The 18,121-nt window shown below is 45.9% G+C and carries 20 protein-coding genes; 17 read left to right on the top strand and 3 right to left on the bottom strand.

The window, feature by feature from the left end; all coding sequences use genetic code 11:
* Positions 1–8: 8 nt before the first annotated feature.
* From folP to AB1F57_RS09610, 4 genes are read left to right on the top strand one after another with little or no spacing between them, the layout of a single operon-like run.
* The gene (folP, locus tag AB1F57_RS09625) at positions 9–821 is read left to right on the top strand and encodes a dihydropteroate synthase (protein ID WP_105138117.1); all 813 of its coding nucleotides are present in this window, start codon (positions 9–11) and stop codon (positions 819–821) included.
* On the top strand, positions 814–1,176 hold the full coding sequence (gene folB, locus AB1F57_RS09620) for a dihydroneopterin aldolase (RefSeq protein WP_105122762.1): 363 nt from the start codon (positions 814–816) through the stop codon (positions 1,174–1,176). The genes folP and folB overlap by 8 nt, the downstream gene beginning before the upstream one ends.
* A complete protein-coding gene (gene folK / locus AB1F57_RS09615; RefSeq protein ID WP_167784992.1) occupies positions 1,173–1,661 on the top strand; it encodes a 2-amino-4-hydroxy-6-hydroxymethyldihydropteridine diphosphokinase in 489 nt (162 codons plus the stop codon). The genes folB and folK overlap by 4 nt, the downstream gene beginning before the upstream one ends.
* 42 nt (positions 1,662–1,703) lie before the next feature.
* The gene (locus AB1F57_RS09610; RefSeq protein WP_167784993.1) at positions 1,704–3,014 is read left to right on the top strand and encodes a GntP family permease; all 1,311 of its coding nucleotides are present in this window, start codon (positions 1,704–1,706) and stop codon (positions 3,012–3,014) included.
* Between the two features lie 107 nt (positions 3,015–3,121).
* On the opposite strand, the gene AB1F57_RS09605 is transcribed toward AB1F57_RS09610, so the two are convergent.
* Positions 3,122–4,273 carry a cobalamin-independent methionine synthase II family protein gene (locus AB1F57_RS09605; protein WP_167784994.1) on the bottom strand — a complete coding sequence of 384 codons (1,152 nt, stop codon included), beginning with the start codon at positions 4,271–4,273 and terminating at the stop codon, positions 3,122–3,124.
* Positions 4,274–4,473: 200 nt separating this feature from the next.
* Between AB1F57_RS09605 and AB1F57_RS09600 the strand changes: the two genes are divergently transcribed.
* Entirely contained in the window at positions 4,474–5,640 is a 1,167-nt protein-coding gene (locus AB1F57_RS09600) for an MFS transporter (protein WP_167784995.1), read from the top strand.
* A gap of 85 nt (positions 5,641–5,725) precedes the next feature.
* Here the strand turns inward: AB1F57_RS09600 and AB1F57_RS09595 are convergent, their stop codons facing one another.
* Positions 5,726–5,896, bottom strand: a complete 171-nt coding sequence (locus tag AB1F57_RS09595; RefSeq protein ID WP_105122767.1) for a DUF3042 family protein — start codon at positions 5,894–5,896, stop codon at positions 5,726–5,728.
* A gap of 68 nt (positions 5,897–5,964) precedes the next feature.
* Between AB1F57_RS09595 and miaA the strand changes: the two genes are divergently transcribed.
* From miaA to fetB, 11 genes are all read left to right on the top strand, one after another.
* Positions 5,965–6,849 carry a tRNA (adenosine(37)-N6)-dimethylallyltransferase MiaA gene (miaA, locus tag AB1F57_RS09590; protein ID WP_167784996.1) on the top strand — a complete coding sequence of 295 codons (885 nt, stop codon included), beginning with the start codon at positions 5,965–5,967 and terminating at the stop codon, positions 6,847–6,849.
* Positions 6,842–8,092, top strand: a complete 1,251-nt coding sequence (gene hflX, locus AB1F57_RS09585) for a GTPase HflX (RefSeq protein WP_167784997.1) — start codon at positions 6,842–6,844, stop codon at positions 8,090–8,092. Before miaA ends, hflX begins: the two co-directional genes overlap by 8 nt.
* Positions 8,076–8,705 (top strand): cystathionine beta-lyase, encoded by a 630-nt coding sequence (locus tag AB1F57_RS09580; protein WP_105138110.1) that lies wholly within the window; start codon positions 8,076–8,078, stop codon positions 8,703–8,705. Before hflX ends, AB1F57_RS09580 begins: the two co-directional genes overlap by 17 nt.
* 10 nt (positions 8,706–8,715) lie before the next feature.
* A complete protein-coding gene (rnz, locus tag AB1F57_RS09575; RefSeq protein WP_105138109.1) occupies positions 8,716–9,645 on the top strand; it encodes a ribonuclease Z in 930 nt (309 codons plus the stop codon).
* On the top strand, positions 9,642–10,397 hold the full coding sequence (locus tag AB1F57_RS09570) for an SDR family oxidoreductase (protein WP_105138108.1): 756 nt from the start codon (positions 9,642–9,644) through the stop codon (positions 10,395–10,397). The genes rnz and AB1F57_RS09570 overlap by 4 nt, the downstream gene beginning before the upstream one ends.
* A 145-nt stretch (positions 10,398–10,542) precedes the next feature.
* The gene (locus AB1F57_RS09565; protein ID WP_367985682.1) at positions 10,543–10,794 is read left to right on the top strand and encodes a hypothetical protein; all 252 of its coding nucleotides are present in this window, start codon (positions 10,543–10,545) and stop codon (positions 10,792–10,794) included.
* Positions 10,791–12,731: a copper-translocating P-type ATPase gene (locus tag AB1F57_RS09560; protein ID WP_367985681.1), complete on the top strand. Its 1,941-nt coding sequence runs from the start codon at positions 10,791–10,793 to the stop codon at positions 12,729–12,731. Before AB1F57_RS09565 ends, AB1F57_RS09560 begins: the two co-directional genes overlap by 4 nt.
* A gap of 106 nt (positions 12,732–12,837) precedes the next feature.
* A complete protein-coding gene (locus tag AB1F57_RS09555; RefSeq protein ID WP_167785000.1) occupies positions 12,838–13,212 on the top strand; it encodes a DUF4825 domain-containing protein in 375 nt (124 codons plus the stop codon).
* Between the two features lie 129 nt (positions 13,213–13,341).
* Positions 13,342–13,770 carry a cupin domain-containing protein gene (locus tag AB1F57_RS09550; RefSeq protein ID WP_105122775.1) on the top strand — a complete coding sequence of 143 codons (429 nt, stop codon included), beginning with the start codon at positions 13,342–13,344 and terminating at the stop codon, positions 13,768–13,770.
* Complete coding sequence (locus AB1F57_RS09545) at positions 13,770–14,408, top strand: ATP-binding cassette domain-containing protein (RefSeq protein ID WP_105138106.1); 639 nt, start codon at positions 13,770–13,772, stop codon at positions 14,406–14,408. Before AB1F57_RS09550 ends, AB1F57_RS09545 begins: the two co-directional genes overlap by 1 nt.
* Positions 14,405–15,169 carry an iron export ABC transporter permease subunit FetB gene (fetB, locus tag AB1F57_RS09540; RefSeq protein ID WP_367985680.1) on the top strand — a complete coding sequence of 255 codons (765 nt, stop codon included), beginning with the start codon at positions 14,405–14,407 and terminating at the stop codon, positions 15,167–15,169. Before AB1F57_RS09545 ends, fetB begins: the two co-directional genes overlap by 4 nt.
* A 70-nt stretch (positions 15,170–15,239) precedes the next feature.
* Here the strand turns inward: fetB and AB1F57_RS09535 are convergent, their stop codons facing one another.
* Positions 15,240–16,496, bottom strand: a complete 1,257-nt coding sequence (locus AB1F57_RS09535; RefSeq protein WP_174853283.1) for an ISL3 family transposase — start codon at positions 16,494–16,496, stop codon at positions 15,240–15,242.
* A 191-nt stretch (positions 16,497–16,687) separates the two neighbouring features.
* Here AB1F57_RS09535 and pepV point away from each other — a divergent pair, with 191 nt between their 5' ends.
* A complete protein-coding gene (gene pepV, locus AB1F57_RS09530) occupies positions 16,688–18,088 on the top strand; it encodes a dipeptidase PepV (protein WP_174853274.1) in 1,401 nt (466 codons plus the stop codon).
* The last annotated feature ends 33 nt before the right edge of the window (positions 18,089–18,121 follow it).

The following is an 18,121-nucleotide window of genomic DNA, read 5'->3' as shown; positions in this document are numbered from 1 at the left end:
GAGGAGCTATGTCGATTGACAACTTACACCAGCAAGTGTCCATCATGGGCATTCTCAATGTCACGCCGGATTCTTTTTCTGACGGTGGAAAATTTAATGAAGTAGAGGCTGCCCTAGCTCAGGCTGAAGAGCTTTTGGCAGCAGGTGCCCAGGTCATCGATGTTGGTGGCGAGTCTACCCGACCGGGGGCGGAATTTGTTTCCCAAGAGGAGGAAATCGCCCGTGTGGTACCGATTATTCGTGCTATAAAGGAGCGTTTTGACTGCCTAGTTTCTATCGACACCTATAAAACTGGGACAGCGCGTGCGGCTCTGGAGGCTGGTGCAGACATTCTCAATGATGTCTGGGCAGGTCTCTATGACGGAGAAATGCTGGCCCTGGCAGCGGAGTATCAGGTACCCATTATCCTCATGCACAATCAAACAGAGGAAGTCTACGAGGATATTGTGCAAGAAGTGCGAGATTTTCTAGCGGAGCGGGCTCAGGCAGCCCTAGCAGCTGGTATTTCGGCTGACAAGATTTGGCTGGATCCTGGGTTTGGATTTGCCAAAAATGCCCAGCACAATCTGGATCTTCTCCAAGGCTTGGAGCAGATTACTGGGCTTGGTTATCCAGTTCTTTTTGGGATTTCCCGTAAGCGGGTGGTTGACCATCTTTTGGGTGGCAATACCTTGGCAACTGACCGGGATCAGGCAACGGCAGCCCTGTCTGCTTGGGCTATTTCCAAGGGCTGTAAAATGGTCCGAGTCCACAATGTCCAAGCCAATCGAGATCTGGTTACTGTCTGGGACCAATTAGTGAATGGGAGCAAGAATGGATAAGATTTCACTCAAACAATGCAAATTTTACGGCTACCACGGCGCCTTCAAGGAAGAGCAGACCCTGGGGCAAATTTTTACGGTGGACTGCGATTTGTTTCTGGATTTAACCGCTGCCTCTTTGTCGGATAATTTGGAAGATACAGTTCATTATGGCCTTGTTTTCGAGGCTATGAAAAAAGTGGTCGAAGGCAAACCCTATATTCTGATTGAAAAAGTGGCAGGGCTGATTTGTCAGGAGATTTTTGACCAATTTCCCAAAGTAGAGAAGATCAGGCTGGCCATCCACAAGGAAAATCCGCCTATCGCTGGCCACTATGATTCAGTTGGTATTGAGTTGGAGCGTGAACGCCCATGAAACACACAGCTTATCTGAGCATTGGTGGCAATATGGGGGACCGTGAGGCCTATTTGCAGGCTGCCTTGGAGAGTTTGGATAATCATCCTGCCTGTCAGCTGGGAGCCGTATCAGCTCTTTATGAGACACCAGCTTGGGGCAAGACGGACCAGGCTGACTTTCTCAATCTAGCCTGTCGGGTCTTTACAGATTTGGAGCCTCTGGCATTTTTGGAAATCTGTCAAAAAATCGAACTGGACTTGGACCGTGTGCGTATTGAAAAATGGGGACAGAGGACCATTGACCTGGATATTATTTTCTGGGACCAGGAAATCATCCAGTCCGAACGGCTGACGGTGCCCCATCCCTATGCCCATAAGCGGGCCTTTGTCCTACAGCCTCTGGCTGATATTGCGGCTGATTATGTCCATCCAATTCTAGAGCAGACAGTGGTCCAGCTGCTGGCAAAGGTTCAAGGGAAAGAGGACATTCGGCAGTATAGGTAAAAATTCAGAGGGAGCAATCCCTCTTTTCATTAAAGGAGAACTATGACAATTTTAGGAGTAGTAGGGGTATTTTTGGCGATTGTGGCCATTATCTATTGGACCACAAAGAATCTAAACGTGATGGTTGCGGCCCCCTTGGCGAGCTTGATCGTGGCTTTGACCAATCAAATGCCTATTTTAGAGACCATGTTGGGCAAGGAGCAGTCTTATATGACTGGCCTGGCTGGTTTTTTAATCAATAACTTTGCGATTTTTATGCTGGGCTCCATACTGGCCAAGTATATGGAAGCAAGTGGTGCTACCCAGACCATTGCTAATAGTATTTTGCGAGTGGTTGGTAAGGAAAGCCCTTATAAGGTATTGCTGGCTATTGCCCTGATTGCCTCCTTGTTGACCTATGGGGGTGTCAGCCTTTTTGTGGTTATTTTCACCCTCTTGCCCTTGTCGAGACCGCTCTTTAAGGAGCTGAATATCAATTGGGAACTATTTCCAATTCCAGTTTTTTTAGGTGTCAGCACCCTGACCATGTCCAGTTTGCCAGGGACGCCGTCCATTCATAATGCGGTTCCAACCAAGGTTTTGGGGACTACTTTGACCGCCGCACCGCTCTTGAGCCTGGTTTCAAGCTTAATTTTAGTCGTTTTTGGTTTGACCTATATGCGGTTTGCCTTGAAGAAAAGTATGGCGAGAAATGAGGGGTATACTGAGCGTGATGAGGAAATTGTGACTACAGATAACGCAAATCTTCCTAATCTAGTTTTGGCAAGCCTGCCCATGTTGAGCTTGGTTGCAACTATTTACATCTTTCAGAAAACGCCTTATATCTTGGTTGTGGGGCTAACGGTGGCCATACTGGTGTCAGGTCTTCTCTTCCGTAAGAATCTGGTCAATCAGCAAACTCTCTTAAATGAAGGGACAACGGCATCTGTTCTACCTGCATTTGCGACTTCTAGCACAGTGGCTTTCGGAACGGTCTTGGCCATGTCCTCAGGCTTCTTGCTTATCCAAGACTGGATTGGACAGATTTCTGGTTCGCCCCTGATTAGTCTTTCGGTGTCGACTGCCCTAATCGGTGGTATCATTGGCTCTTCGTCTGGTGCGGTAGGGATTGCTGCCAGCAATTTCTTGCCTGCCTACCTTGATTCGGGTATCGATCCCCAGGTCTTACACAGGGTGACGGTTATTGCCTCGGCGGTGCTGACAGTTGTTCCCCAATCGGGAGTTATGATTACCTTCCATAATCTGGCCAAATTGAGCATGAAGCGGGGCTTGAAGCATTCCTTTATCGTTGTCAATATTGGTCATCTGCTGGCCCTGATTGCGGTTTTGATTTTGGCACAATTACTTTATTAGATAGACAAACAACCCTGAAGCTTGAGTTTCAGGGTCGTTTTGTGCGTCAGGTGATTTTGAACATGAGAAAACCACCAGCAATGCTGATGGATCCTTGATTTACTTCTTTATTCAGCCCAGAATTTGGCTGCAATGTCTTGACCTTGTTTGATTTTCGCCCATTGTTGTGGGATAGCAAGCTCATTGCCAGAGTCACATGATGCAAAACCGCACTGATGTGACAGATAGAGGCGTTCTTTTGGAATGATTTTGCTGGCCTCTTCTAGGAGTTTGTAAACACGCTCTTCGTCGTCGAGTTCAGAAGTCTTACTTGAAAGCAGACCCAGAACAATTTCGACATCCGAATCTTTCAAGCTTTCCAAAGCTTTCAAATCGCCGGCACGCTCATCATCCCATTCCAGGAAGAAACGGCTGTAACGCTGGTTTTTCAAGAATTTCTCAGCGATAGCCTCGTAAGTACCACCAGCTGCAGAGCGGCTTTCATAGTTACCACGGCAGTTGTGGGTCCAGACTGTCAAGCCAATTTCATGACCGTAGTCAGCAACGGCATTGTTGATAGCGATAAATTCATCTGCAAGAGCAGCCAAAGCTTCTGGGTCATCCTGCGGCAAGAATGGCACAGGATTTGATGGGTCGAAGAGTTCCCAGAGACAGTCGTCAAATTGAACAATCTGACCACCAGCAGCCTTATACTGGTCCAAGAATTCCTTGTAGGCAGCAATGAGGCCTTCTTTCAAGTCTTCACGGGTCTTGTAGACTTGATCTGGTCCAACCTGACCGTTGAAAATAATCAATTCATTGAAGGCATGAGCTGGTCCGTAGATAGTCTGCTTGGTTGTCGTGTCCCCAGCTAATTCCTTTACTTGCTTGTAAATATCGATGAAGTGGTGATTTTTAGAAGAAAGTGGAGCGGTAATGCGAAGACCGATGTCCTTACGAGTTTCATAAGGCTGGCCATCGTGGTCTTTAAATGGATAGCCGTGATCAGAAATGTAACGCTCGATACCCTCAAAGCCCCAGAGGAAGTCCAGGTGCCACATAGAGCGACCAAATTCGCCATCAGTCACGATGTCGAGACCATTTTCTTTTTGTTCCGCAACGATTTTCTCGATGAGTTCAGTTTCAGTCTCCTTGTAGCCGTCGAAGGCATCGTAAAATGGGTACTTTATGTCATCACGCGCTTCGATTTGGCGCTTGTATTCTCCAAGGGCTGAAGGGCGGAGGAGGGAGCCAACTAGTTGGAATCTTGATTGTGTCATGTTAAATTTTCTCGCTTTCGTTTGGTATGTTTGTATTCTAACGCAAATTTTCCCATTTGAAAAATAGTTATTTAATGGGAAATGATATAGCTTAAAACTATAACCAGAAATAAAACAGAATCACTTTCTATCATTTGTCAAGTATGGTATAATCATACATGCTGAAATCCGAACGTTTGAGAAAGGATAACTATCACGATATGAAAAAACAATCGCTATTTATGGTAGCTGGCATTATTATGCTGGGTGTGGTTATGCGGGCTCCCTTTACAGCTCTGCCTGCCATTTTGACGGACATCGCAACTGGCTTGGGGGTACAAGTCAGCTCGCTGGGGGTTCTGACCTCTATTCCGCTGATTATGTTTGCCCTCTGCTCATCCTTGGCACCGCGCTTGGCTGGCAAGCTAGGCTTGGAAAAGTTGATGGCGCTGGTGCTCTTCATCATGACTATTGGCTCAGGAATGCGGGCTAGCGGTCTAGTGGGCTTGTTTGCAGGAACCGTTTTGCTGGGCGGGACCATTGCCTTTATCAATGTCCTGCTGCCAAGTATTGTGACAGCCAATTTTCCTAAGAAAATCGGGCTTTATACCACTATTTATGTGACCCTGATGGGGGTGGCTGGAACTACGGCCTCTATGGCAGCAGTACCTGTGGTTACGGCGACTTCATGGCAGACCTTTATCTATCTGGTCACGGCCGTAATCTTTTTGGCCCTTTTGATTTGGCTGCCAAATGTCCGCCACAATCATCGTTTTGAAAGTAATCAGGAAAAGTCATCTGGTCAATTCCTTTGGAAAAATAAGGCTGCGCTTGCCTTTCTGATTTTCGGTGGTCTCCAGTCGGTGCTCTTCTATACAGAGATTACCTGGCTCCCAACAATTGCTCAGTCCATTGGCTTTAGCAAGGCTGAGGCTGGGTTCATGTCCGGCATGTACAATCTCATTGCCATTCCCATGTCTATGGTGACACCGGCTATTCTTTCTCGTCAGACCAAGGATGGGCGTAAGAGGATAATGTTAATCATCTCCGCTGTTTCTCTAGTTGGTCTCGCTCTCATGGCCTTAGCGCCTGTAAATCTTGCCATTTGGACCGCCATTCATTTAATTTTGAGCTTTACCAATAGTGCATTGTTCCCTTATATGATGCTGGGCTTTACCCTGAAAACCAGCAACCCACAGGCGACTGCCCAATTATCCGGTATGGTGCAGACGGGCGGCTATCTGATTGCTGCCTTTGGTCCAGGTCTCCTGGGCTATAGTTTTCCAGTATTTGGGTCATGGCTACCGCTTATTTTGGCACTAGCAGTGGTGACCCTGGTCATGATGTGGACCATTGTCTTGATTGAGAAGGAAGAGATTATTTTGTAGGAAAATGCTGAAGTCAACAGTCCGTTTTGGGCTGTTTTTCTGTTGCTGCCAAAAGAAAAAAGCTGGACGTTCATCCAACTTTTCCTTAGCGTGACACGCGACGGCGTGCTGCTTTTTTACGATTTTCTTCAATGAAGGCTTCTTTCTTTTCTTCTGGTTCGATAATTGTTTTATGAACGGTGAAGATAGCACCTGCTGCCACAGCAACGGTAGAAAGAACTCCTGTCAAGAAACCTTTGCCAAAACCTTTAGCCATAGTGAATTCTCCTTTACTTGTGTTATAATAGATTTTAGCGAAAAAACAAAAAATTTTCAAGGAAAAAGATGAAAACTAAGGTAATTGTGGTCTTGGGACCGACAGCGGTAGGAAAAACAGCGCTGGGAATTGAGCTGGCCAAGCGCTATAAGGGCGAAATTATCAGCGGAGACAGCCAACAGGTCTACCGCAAGCTGGATATTGGGACAGCCAAGGCCAGTCCAGAGGAGCAGGCGGCAGCAGTTCATCATTTGATTGATGTCCGAGAGGTGACCGAGGGCTATTCGGCTTATGAATTTGTAGATGAAGCCAAAGTTCTCATTACAGAAATCCAGAAGCGTGGAAAGTTGCCTATTATCGTTGGAGGAACTGGACTTTACATTCAAAGTCTGCTAGAGGGTTACCATCTGGGCGGGCAGGTTGACCAGGAGCAAGTTCTTGCTTATCGGGCAGAACTCGATAGCTTGTCTGACGAGGTTTTGGAAACAATGGCAGAGCAGGTAGGTTTGACAATCGAGGGAAACAGCCGACGTAGAATCATTCGTGGGTTAGAGTTGAAAAAATTTGGCAAAAATTTGGAAAATAATGAGTCAGACTATGAGCCTCTTTACATTTGCTTGACGGATGACAGACAGGTTCTTTATGACCGCATCAATCAGCGAGTGGATGAGATGATGGCAGCGGGCTTACTGGATGAAGTTAGCTGGCTCTACCAAGAACATCCTCAAGCCCAAGCCGCCATGGGCATCGGCTATAAGGAGTTTTTCCCCTATCTGGCTGGTGAGATTTCGCTGGAAGAGGCTATCGATAAGGTTAAGCAGAACAGTCGCCGCTTTGCCAAGCGCCAGTTGACTTGGTTCAGAAATCGCATGCAGGTTCCCTTTTATTCAGTTGGCGAGTCAGATTACAAGTCACAGATTTTCACCGCCGTGGAGGAATTTTTAAATGATTGAAACGCAGAAAGAACAAGAACGCGCCCTCCTAGTGGGGGTCGAATTGCAGCAGACGGAAAACTTTGATATGTCCATGGAGGAGTTGGCAAGCCTTGCTAAGACGGCTGGCGCTCTGGTCAAGGGCATCTACACCCAAAAACGGGAAAAATACGACAGTAAGACCTTCGTTGGCTCTGGTAAGTTGGACGAGATTGCGCAAATGGTCGAAGCTGATGAGATTGATACCGTCATTGTCAATAACCGGCTGACACCCCGTCAGAATGTCAACTTAGAAGAAATTCTCGGTGTAAAGGTCATCGACCGGATGCAGTTGATTTTGGACATTTTTGCTATGCGGGCTAGGAGCCACGAGGGGAAATTGCAGGTTCATCTGGCCCAGTTAAAATACATGTTGCCCCGTCTAGTTGGTCAGGGGATTATGCTCAGCCGTCAGGCAGGGGGAATTGGTTCTCGCGGTCCGGGTGAAAGCCAGTTGGAGCTCAATCGCCGGAGCATCCGCAATCAAATTCATGACATTGAGCGCCAGCTTAAAGTTGTGGAGAAAAACCGAGCGACAGTCCGTGAACGTCGCTTGCAGTCGGGTATTTTTAAAATCGGTCTGATTGGCTATACCAATGCTGGTAAGTCCACCATTATGAATGCCATGACCGACAAGAGACAGTACGAGGCAGATGAACTTTTTGCCACACTTGATGCCACGACTAAGCAGATTAACTTGGCGGACAAATTTAATGTTACCTTGACCGATACGGTTGGTTTCATTCAGGATCTGCCGACCGAGTTGATTTCCGCCTTCAAATCCACCTTGGAGGAGTCCATGAACGTGGACCTCTTGCTCCATGTCATCGACGCCTCTGACCCTAATCACAGTGATCAGGAGCAGGTGGTCTTAGACATTCTCAAGGACTTGGATATGCTGGACATTCCCCGTCTGGCTCTCTATAACAAGCTGGACAAGACCGATGATAGCTTTACTCCAAGTCAGTTTCCTCATGTCATGTTGTCCGCTAAGGATGAAAATGCCAAAGGCCATATTCAGATGATGGTCTTGGCTAAGATTAAGACCATGTTTGAACGATTTGAGGTCAGGGTACCACTTGCTGAATCTTATAAATTGCATGATTTAGCAACTCTTGCCCTGATTGAACATCGGATCTACGAAGAGGATGTGGAAGTGGTATCAGGCTATATCGCTTCCAGCAATAAATGGAAGTTGGAAGAATTTTATGACAGATTATCTTGATTTGGCAATCAAATACGGTGGCTTTACCAGTCTGGACAAGGTCTATCTGGCTAAGAAATTAGCTGGTTTGACGGACCAACAAAAACTAGATTTCATCACGCCACCACCTTCGGTCATCAATGCCTATTTTGCGGAAATCTACCAAAAAAAAGGACCAGAAGAGGCGACTGCTTATTATTTGGAACTGTCTCAGCAGCTCAGCCTATTTTCCAAAGAACCTAGCTTTGCGGAAGAAAAGCCCTTTGTCCGCTTGAATTTATCAGGCAAGGCTTTCGGTTTTGCCTATGTGGATGGGACCGGACTGGCGCAGGTCTTTGCCGAGCAGGACGTTGAGGTTGCAGAGAATTTGCTGTTTGAGATTGCGCAAATTTTCCCTCACTATGTAGTCTTTGAGCAAGCAGGCAAGGTATGGATGAAAGGCAATGATTTTGATGAGACTATCTTGGTGGCAGAAGAGACAGAATTTCTTCTGACGGATGTGGCTGTTAGCGACCAATTTGTCAAAATAAGTGGTCTCAATCAAGAAGAAGTCCTGCAAGCGGCAGAAAAGTATGACGGTCAACGGTATGTTGCTTGGTCAGGTCGCACTGCAATTTTATATATAAAAGATTAGAAAGTAAATAATGCAAATTCAATTTTTAGGTACGGGGGCGGGTCAGCCCTCCAAGGCAAGAAACGTGTCCAGCTTGGCCTTGAAACTCTTGGACGAAATCAATGAGGTCTGGCTCTTTGATTGTGGCGAAGGAACGCAAAATCAAATCCTTGAAACAACCATTCGTCCGCGCAAGGTGGCTAAGATTTTCATTACTCACCTGCATGGCGATCATATTTTTGGTTTGCCCGGGTTCTTGTCCAGCCGTTCTTTCCAATCTAGTGAGGAGCAGACGGATATTGAAATTTATGGTCCGACGGGCATTCGTTCCTTTGTCTTGGCCAGTCTGAAAGTGTCAGGTTCCCGCTTGCCTTACCGCATTCATTTTCATGAGTTTGACGTAGAGACAGTTGGTAAGGTTCTTGAGACGGACAAATTCACGGTATTCGCAGACAAGCTGGATCACACGGTGCCATGTGTCGGCTACCGCGTCATGCAAAAGGATTTGGAGGGAACGCTGGATGCGGATGCTCTCCGTGCGGCCGGTGTACCCTTTGGTCCCCTCTTTGGAAAAATCAAAAATGGCGAGAACGTTACCCTAGAGGACGGTCGTGAAATCATTGCCAGTGATTATCTATCGCCACCACGTCCGGGTAAGGTTGTGACAATCTTGGGAGACACACGCAAATGCCATACCAGTGTGCGACTTGCGGTCAATGCGGATGTCTTGGTCCATGAGGCGACCTATGGTAAGGGCGATGAAAAGATGGCGCGTCGGCATGGACATTCGACCAATATGGAGGCGGCAGAAGTGGCGCGTGAGGCGGGAGCCAAGCGACTTTTGCTCAATCATATCAGTCCGCGTTTCTTGGCCAAGGATGTTAGTCAGCTACGACGCGATGCTAAGACCATTTTTGAAGAAGTTCATGTGGTCAAGGACTTGGAGGAAATTGAACTATGAGAACCATTTTGATAACAGGCGCATCAGGTGGTTTGGTGCAGGAAATGGTTCCCCTCTTGGCAGATGATTTTCTGATTCTGCTGGGTCGCGACGTGGACAAAATCGAACAACTTTACGCCTATCATGAGAAAAAGGCTGTGTTTGATGTGGATATTCGTGACGAGGCGACTCTGACAGCTTTCTTTGAGGAGCTAGATAGCCAGTATGGGCAAATTGATATTCTGGTCAATAATGCTGGCTATGCGATTTACGATGATTTTGAGAATTTCTCTAGCCAGCAGGTCCAAGCTATGTTTGACATCAATACCTTTGCCCTCATGACTCTCTGTCGACTGGTTGGCAAGCGGATGAAGGCTAGAAAGTCTGGTCAGATCATCAATATTGTCTCCATGTCTGGTCTAGTAGCAACGGCCAAATCATCCGTTTATTCAGCAACCAAGTTTGCCGCTATTGGTTTTTCAAATACGATACGGCTAGAGTTAGCCAAGTATGGCGTTGCGGTGACGACAGTCAATCCAGGTCCTATTGCGACAGGCTTTTTTGACCAGGCGGACCCGGATGGTTCTTATCAGGAGAGTGTCAAGGCCTTTCTCCTGCAACCCGATTACGTTGCCAAGAAAATTGTCGCGGCTATGGGAACCAAGAAACGTGAGGTCAACCTGCCTTGGTCGCTAGCTCTCGCTCATAAACTTTATACCCTTTTTCCATGTCTGTCGGATTACTTAGCTAGTACTGTTTTTAATTTGAAATGAGCAGATTTTGATAAACTGTATAACCTAGTTGGATTCACTCCCATTCTAGTTTTTTTTGATTTAATCGGTTGACATTTTGTGACTACAAGTGTAAACTATAATTATAAATCGATTACAAATGTAGACAAAAAATAGGAGTTGCCTTATGAACCATTCAAAAGAAACTAAGCAGGAACACCAGCATGCGATGCATTCTGAGGAAGTTGGTCAGACCAGCCATCATTCTCATCAGCAGGAGCATCCTCATGAAGAGGGGGTTCACGCCAATCATCATTCTGACCATCACGTCCATCACGACCATCACGACCATCATCATGTAGGGGCTCTGACGTCAGTCATCATTCTCATCATACTCATGATGCTCATCAGCATCACCAAGGGCATGACCATGACATGATGGAGCATGGTGGGCACATGATGCACATGGGGGATATGAATACAAAACTCAAAGTCGCAGTGGCAGTCATGATTCCCCTACTGGCCATTTCTCCCATTGCAGGTTTCACTCTCTTACGTTTTCCGGGTGTTGAACTTGTCCAGCTGATATTAGGCTCTATTATTTTCTTCTACTCAGGTACGCCTTTCTTTAACGGAGCTAGAGGGGAGTTGCAAGCTAAAAAACCTGCAATGATGACCCTGATTTCCATGGGGATTATTGTTTCCTATCTTTACTCCGTTTATGCAACAATTTTAGCGCTATTGGGACAAGAAAGCATGAACTTTTGGTTTGAGTTGTCTACGCTGATTGTCATTATGCTGATTGGGCATATCATTGAAATGAAGGCGGTTATGGGAGCAGGGGATGCCCTGAAAGACTTGGCCTCTCTCATTCCGAAAAAAGCCCATCTCAAGGATGGGACAGATGTTGCGATAGAGGACTTGCAGATTGGGGATTTCCTCCTAGTCAAGGAAAATGAAAAAATTCCGGCTGACGGTAAGATTTTGAGTGTTGCTCATATTGATGAATCCATGATTACTGGAGAATCTCGAGCCGTTAAAAAAGAGGCGGGAGATAGGGTATTCGGCGGTTCGCTCAATCAAAACACGCCCTTTGAAATGGAAGTGACCAGTCTTGGTAAGGACAGCTTTTTGGCGCAGGTGACCGAAATGGTCCGTCAAGCGCAAAACCAGAAATCCAAGCTTGAAAATATGGCTGACCGTGTAGCTTCTTGGCTCTTCTATGCAGCTTTAATTGTGGGGATTTTGGCCTTTATTTATTGGACCATGACGGCCAATCTTGCTTTTGCCTTGATGATGGCAGTTTCTGTCTTTGTCATTGCCTGTCCGCACGCCCTTGGTTTAGCCATTCCTCTTGTTGTGGCGCGCTTGACCACGATTTCTTCTAAAAACGGCCTTTTGGTTCAGAACCGAACAGCTCTTGAACAGGTTAACCAGATTCGGTTTGCTTTGATGGATAAGACCGGAACCTTGACCGACGGAAAATTTCAAGTTCGCCACAGCCAAGATTTGGTTGAGGGAGCGGATGCGCTGGTCAAAATGGCAGCCCTAGAAGTCCATTCAACCCACCCCATTGCCCTTTCCATTGTGGAGGCTGCAGGTCAACATTCCTATCAAGCAGAGCAGGTTGAGAATGTCCCTGGTAGTGGGATTCGAGGCGTCTTGGATGGAAGGGTTTATGAAATCATGTCCTACAAAGGTCTGCAGGAAATAGGTTTGTCAGTGGATCAGCACGTAATTGCTCCCTATCTTGATTTGGGTCTTACCTTGAGTTTTTTGGTGGCTGATCGTGTAGTCTTGGGATTTGTAGCCTTGGGAGACCAGATAAAAGAAGATGCTAAAGATTTTGTAGCAGGCTTGAAAGCGTGGGGTATTAGTCCTGTCATGTTAACGGGCGATAACCCAGCTACCGCACAAAAAGTGGCCAGTCAGTTGGGCATAGAGGATTACCGAGCTGAACTTAAACCAGAGGATAAGGCAAAGCTGGTCAAGGACTATCAGGCGCGTGGGGCAGTTCTTTTCATCGGCGATGGGGTCAATGATTCGCCTGCTCTAGCGACGGCAGATTTAGGCTTTGCCATTGGCGCAGGGACCTCTGTTGCCATCCACTCTGCAGATGTAGTCTTGGTTCAATCCAATCCATCAGCGGTCTTGGATATGTTGAGCATTGCCAAGACAACCATCCGCAAAATGAGGCAAAATCTCTGGTTTGGGGCAGGTTACAACATCATTGCCATTCCTTTAGCTGCTGGAATCCTTTATCCAAGCATGGGCATTATGGTGGATCCTTTATTGGCGGCTGTGCTCATGAGTCTATCGACGGTTATTGTCGCTATCAATGCTATGGGTTTACGTTACAAAGGTGACAGAGAGTAGCTTGATACAGCCTGTTCTTGGTATACATTACATGAAGTCAATTTTCTTGACAGGTTTTGTGTAAGGATTTACAATTCAAAGTATATAAGCTTCAGGAGGAAAAGTCATGCGAAAATATTTATTTCTTGTTTTCTGTTTGTTCCTCGTCTTTTTAGCAGCCTGTCAGGCAGAAAAAAGCCAAGAGGTGAACCTGGAACAGTACAAAACAGACTATGTTGGTGACAATAGCAAGATCATTCAGTTAGCTGCTTTACAGGATTATCCTGAAGGTTATACTTATGATCATATCGAAATCCAATCAGACAAGGTACCCTATCAATTAACAGTATTTTTGAAGGTAGAAAAAGCCTCTGACAAAGTGGCAGAGGAGCTCCAATCAAACAGTCAGTCCCTATTTGACCTGATTGGTAATCTAGAGCAGGTGGCTTTTGTAGATGCGATCAGCCAAGAAGAAATTGCTCATTTTACTAGGAAAGATTGATCAGTTAAGCTGGTCAATTTTTTTATGAAATTTTTTCAATTTCTTTCTTGACAAGTTGTAGATGAAGTTATATAATTATAACAATTCTAAATAAACTTTAGAATGATTACAATTTGAGAGGTATATAAGATGACAACGAAAGATTTTGGTAAAGCACCATTTGTAACAAATATTGAAGACGCAACCTTGGAAAATACAAACTACCGGACAGCCCTTTGGACTGGGGAACTCTTGCAGGTGACCCTCATGTCGATTCCAGTTGGTGGGGATATTGGCGCGGAAGTGCATGCTGAAAATGATCAATTCTTGCGCGTGGAGCAAGGGAAGGGACGGGTTATCATGGGAACAGATGCGGATAACATTACCCTTGATACAGAAGTAGTTCCAGAATTTGCCATTTTCATTCCAAAAGATACCTACCACAATGTTATCAACATTGGCGATGAGGACTTGAAACTCTATTCTATCTATGGTCCTGCTCACCATGCGCATGGCACTATTCACGAGACTCAGGCTATTGCAATGGCTGCGGAAGAGGCAGAGGAGGCAGGTCGCTAATGCCGATTTTTCAGCTAAATCACGTCGGCTTAGTTCATGCAGACACGACCATTTTGGAGGATGTGACGCTCAGTATAGATGCTGGTCAGCGCCTGACCTTGGTTGGTCCGTCCGGGTCGGGTAAGAGTTCGATTTTAAAACTGCTGGCAGGGTTGACTTCTCCAAGTCAAGGACAAGTCCTCTACCAGTCTCAGGATTTGGCACAGATGGATATGCCTCTCTACCGCAGAGAGGTTTCCTATTGTTTCCAGCAGCCAGTTCTCTTTGGGCAAACGGTGCGGGACAATCTTGCTTTTCCCTTTAACATTCGTCAGCTGGATGTTGATGAAGAACGCGTGGTTCAAGCCCTTGCCAAGGTGGATTTACCAGCGACATTTTTAGACAAGAAAATCTCTGAACTGTCGGGCGGTGAAAAACAGCGCGTGGCTCTGGTCCGCAATCTTCTCTTTGAGCCCCATGTGCTTTTACTGGACGAAGTGACGGCGGGATTAGACGCGACAACCAAAGCCTTGGTGCATGAATTGATTGCCGATTACCACAAGGCAGGACACACCATTGTCGAAGTCACGCATGATGTGGAGGAAATAGCAGCAGCCAGCACCATTATCCAGGTAGAGAAGGGGAGGATTGTCCAATGAACCAAGTAAATGTAAGCAATCTTTCTCTGGCCTTGGTCTTTGGTCTGGTCTTGATTGCGCTTAGCATCAGCCAAAAGGAAAAACTGGGAATTACCAAAGACATTGTGATGGCTGTCTTGCGGACGGTGGTCCAACTCTTTTTGGTCGGCTATGTCTTGAAGTTTGTCTTTCAAGTATCTAATGGCTGGTTGAGCTTGGTCATGGTCCTAGTCATTCTCTACAATGCTAGTCGTCAGGCCAATAAGCGTAACCCTGTCGTCAACAAGTCCTTCTGGCATCCCTTCTTTGCCCTTCTGATTTCTACTGGATTGACCTTGAGCATTTTGATTTGGTCGGGGGCTATTAAGTTCATTCCCTCGCAGGTCATTCCTATTTCTGGTATGCTAGCTAGCAATGCCATGTCAGCCATCGGTCTGTCCTATCGGGCTATGTATCGTCTCTTTACGGATAATCGCCAGCAGGTCTTGGAGAAATTGAGTTTGGGCGCGTCTGCCAAATTGGCTTCGCAGGACATTTTGCGCGAAAGTATCAAAACGGGAATGCAACCGACCATTGACTCAGCCAAGACAGTTGGTCTGGTCAGCCTGCCCGGCATGATGTCTGGTCTGATTTTTGCAGGTGTTGACCCTGTAGCTGCCATTCGTTACCAGATTATGGTCATGTTCATGCTCCTGTCGGCTACCAGTCTGGCCTCTGTTATCGCATCATACGCAGCCTACAAGTCTTATTTTACGGACAAGACGCAATTGGAATTTGAATAAGAATAAACTGATCTTGGAAAAGGTCAGTTTTTTTTAGGCTCTTTGTCAACTGTAGTGGGTAGATGAAAAGCTAACACCTAGAGAGGACGAACTTCGTTCTCTCTTTCTTTATGTTCAAAGCAATCAAAATGCGTTTTTTAAAGTTCTCAAAGTTCCTGAAACCAAAGGCATTTCTTTTAATGACTTTGATGAGATTATTGGTAGCTTCCAGTTTGGCGTTGGAATAAGGCAATTCTAGGGCATTCAAAACCTTGTCTTTATCCTTTAGAAATGTCTTAAATACCGTCTGGAAAATAGGATTAACAGTGGTTATTTCTTGTTCAATTAGGTCAAAGAAATGGTCTGAGTTCTTCTCTTGGAAATGGAATAAGAGAAGCTGATAGAGTTCATAGTGCTGTCGTAGTTCCTCAGAGAAAGACAAGAGTTTTTCCAGGATTTCCTTGTTAGTCAAATGCATTCGAAACATAGGGCGATAAAATCGTTTATCATTGATTTTACGGCTATCTTGTTGTATCAATTTCCAGTAGCGTTTCAAAGCACGGTATTCCTGCGATTTTCTGTCGAATTGATTCATGATTTGAATACGGACACGGTTCATAGCACGGCTAAGGTGTTGAACAATATGAAAGCGGTCGAGTACAATTTTTGCATTCGGAAAAAGCTGTTTAGCAAGTTGATAATAGGGACTAAACATATCCATGGTAATCACTTTGACTCGATTTCTAACCTTTCTAGGATAGCGTAGAAAGTGGTTTCGGATGGTTGCTTGAGTTCTTCCGTCGAGAATGGTGATGACATTTAGGGAGTCGAAATCTTGAGCGATGAAGCTCATTTTCCCCTTCTTGAAGGCATACTCGTCCCAACTCATCACCTCAGGTAGGGTATTCCAATCCGTTTCAAACTTGAACTCATTGAGCTTTCTCATAACTGATGATGTTGAGATAGCTAGCCTGTGTGCAATATGTGTCATTGCTTGATTTTCGATGAGTAACTGGGCGATCTTCTGACTAACAGCGACAGATATTTGATGGTTTTTCTTAACAAGAGGAGTTTCAGCGACAGCCATTTTCCCACATTCTTTACACTTGAAACGACGCTTTTTAAGGCGGATAAGGAGTGGGTAACCAGCAGTTTCTAGGTAAGGGATTTTTGATGCTTTCTGGTAGTCGTACTTAGCCATTTGTCCCTTGCATTCTGGACATTTAGGAGCCATGTAATCCAAGTAACCGTGGAGTTCTAAGTGAGTTCCCATATCATATTCATCAGTGATAGTAATATTTTTGTCTTTAATTCTGAGAAAATTAGTGATAAGATTTAGTTGTTCCATATGAGTCTTTCTAAAATGATAGTTTGAGCACTTTTCATTATAGGTCATATGGGACTTTTTGTATATACTCAAAAAGGCTCCATAATTTCCATGGTGGTTTTACCCACTACAGAAATTATAGAGCCTTTTTTTATATCTGCATGATAAATTATGATAAAATAGACTTACATTTACATTGCAAAGGAGACAGTATGACAATCAATTTTAGAGCAGAAGTAGACAAACGCAAGGATGAATTCATGGCGGATTTATTCGACCTCTTGCGCATCAATTCGGAGCGCGACGATAGCCAAGCGGATGCCCAGCACCCATTCGGACCGGGTCCTGTCCGTGCCTTGGATAAATTTCTAGAAATTGCTGAGCGTGACGGCTATCCGACCAAAAATGTTGACAATTATGCTGGACATTTTGAGTTCGGTGAAGGCGATGAGGTGCTTGGTATCTTCGGGCATTTGGATGTAGTTCCTGCTGGTAGTGGCTGGAATACAGACCCCTACGAGCCACAAATCATCGATGGGAAGCTCTTTGCGCGCGGTTCGTCCGACGACAAGGGGCCGACTATGGCTTGCTACTACGGTTTGAAAATCATCAAAGAATTGGGCTTGCCAATCTCTAAGAAAGTCCGCTTCATCGTAGGTACCGACGAAGAGTCGGGTTGGGCGGACATGGATTATTACTTCGCAAACGTTGGTCTCCCTCTGCCAGATTTCGGATTTTCTCCTGATGCCGAGTTCCCGATTATCAACGGCGAAAAGGGCAACATCACAGCTTATTTGCATTTTGCTGGGGAAAATAGCGGGGCTGCTCAGTTGCATAGCTTTACAGGCGGTCTCCGTGAGAACATGGTACCTGAGTCCGCGACAGCAGTCATCTCAGGTCAGTTAGATAGTCTTGAGGATAAATTGGCAGCCTTCTCAGCGGAATACGGCGTGTCAGCTAGCGCGGAAAACCTGTCTGACGGTCGTGTCCAAGTGACCATCATCGGAAAATCAGCCCACGGTGCCCACCCAGAAAATGGGGTCAATGGGGCGACCTACTTGGCTAAATTCCTCAACCAGTTTGCCTTTGAAGGTGCAGCCAAGGCTTATTTGGAACTTGCCGGAGAAACTCTATTTGAGGACCACGATGCGAAAAAATTAGGCGTAGCTATCTACGATCAGCAAATGGGTGCCCTGTCCATGAACGCTGGTGTCTTCAAGTTTGATGCAGGCGCAGCAGACAACACCATTGCCCTCAATTTCCGCTATCCAAAAAACACCAGTCCTGAAGTCATCAAGGCTGGCTTGGAGAAATTTGAGGTAGAAAGCGTCAGCCTGTCAGACCACGGTCACACACCGCATTATTGCCCAATTGACGACCCAATGGTAGCCGTTCTCCTGTCTGTTTATGAGAAACACACAGGACTGAAAGGTCACGAGCAAGTCATCGGTGGCGGAACCTTTGGTCGCCTGCTAGAGCGTGGTGTTGCCTATGGAGCTATGTTCCCAGGCTACACAGATACCATGCACCAGGCCAATGAATTTGCGGATGTAGAAGACCTCTACCGCGCCGCGGCAATTTACGCAGAGGCCATTTACGAGTTGATTAAATAAGAGATGAAAAGACGGGATTTCCGTCTTTTTTAG

The sequence above is a fragment of the Streptococcus nasisuis genome (assembly GCF_040836615.1).
Taxonomy (GTDB): Bacteria; Bacillota; Bacilli; order Lactobacillales; family Streptococcaceae; genus Streptococcus; species Streptococcus suis_V.
Note: the sequence above shows the minus strand (reverse complement) of the source record. Positions and strands in the feature narration are given on the sequence as shown.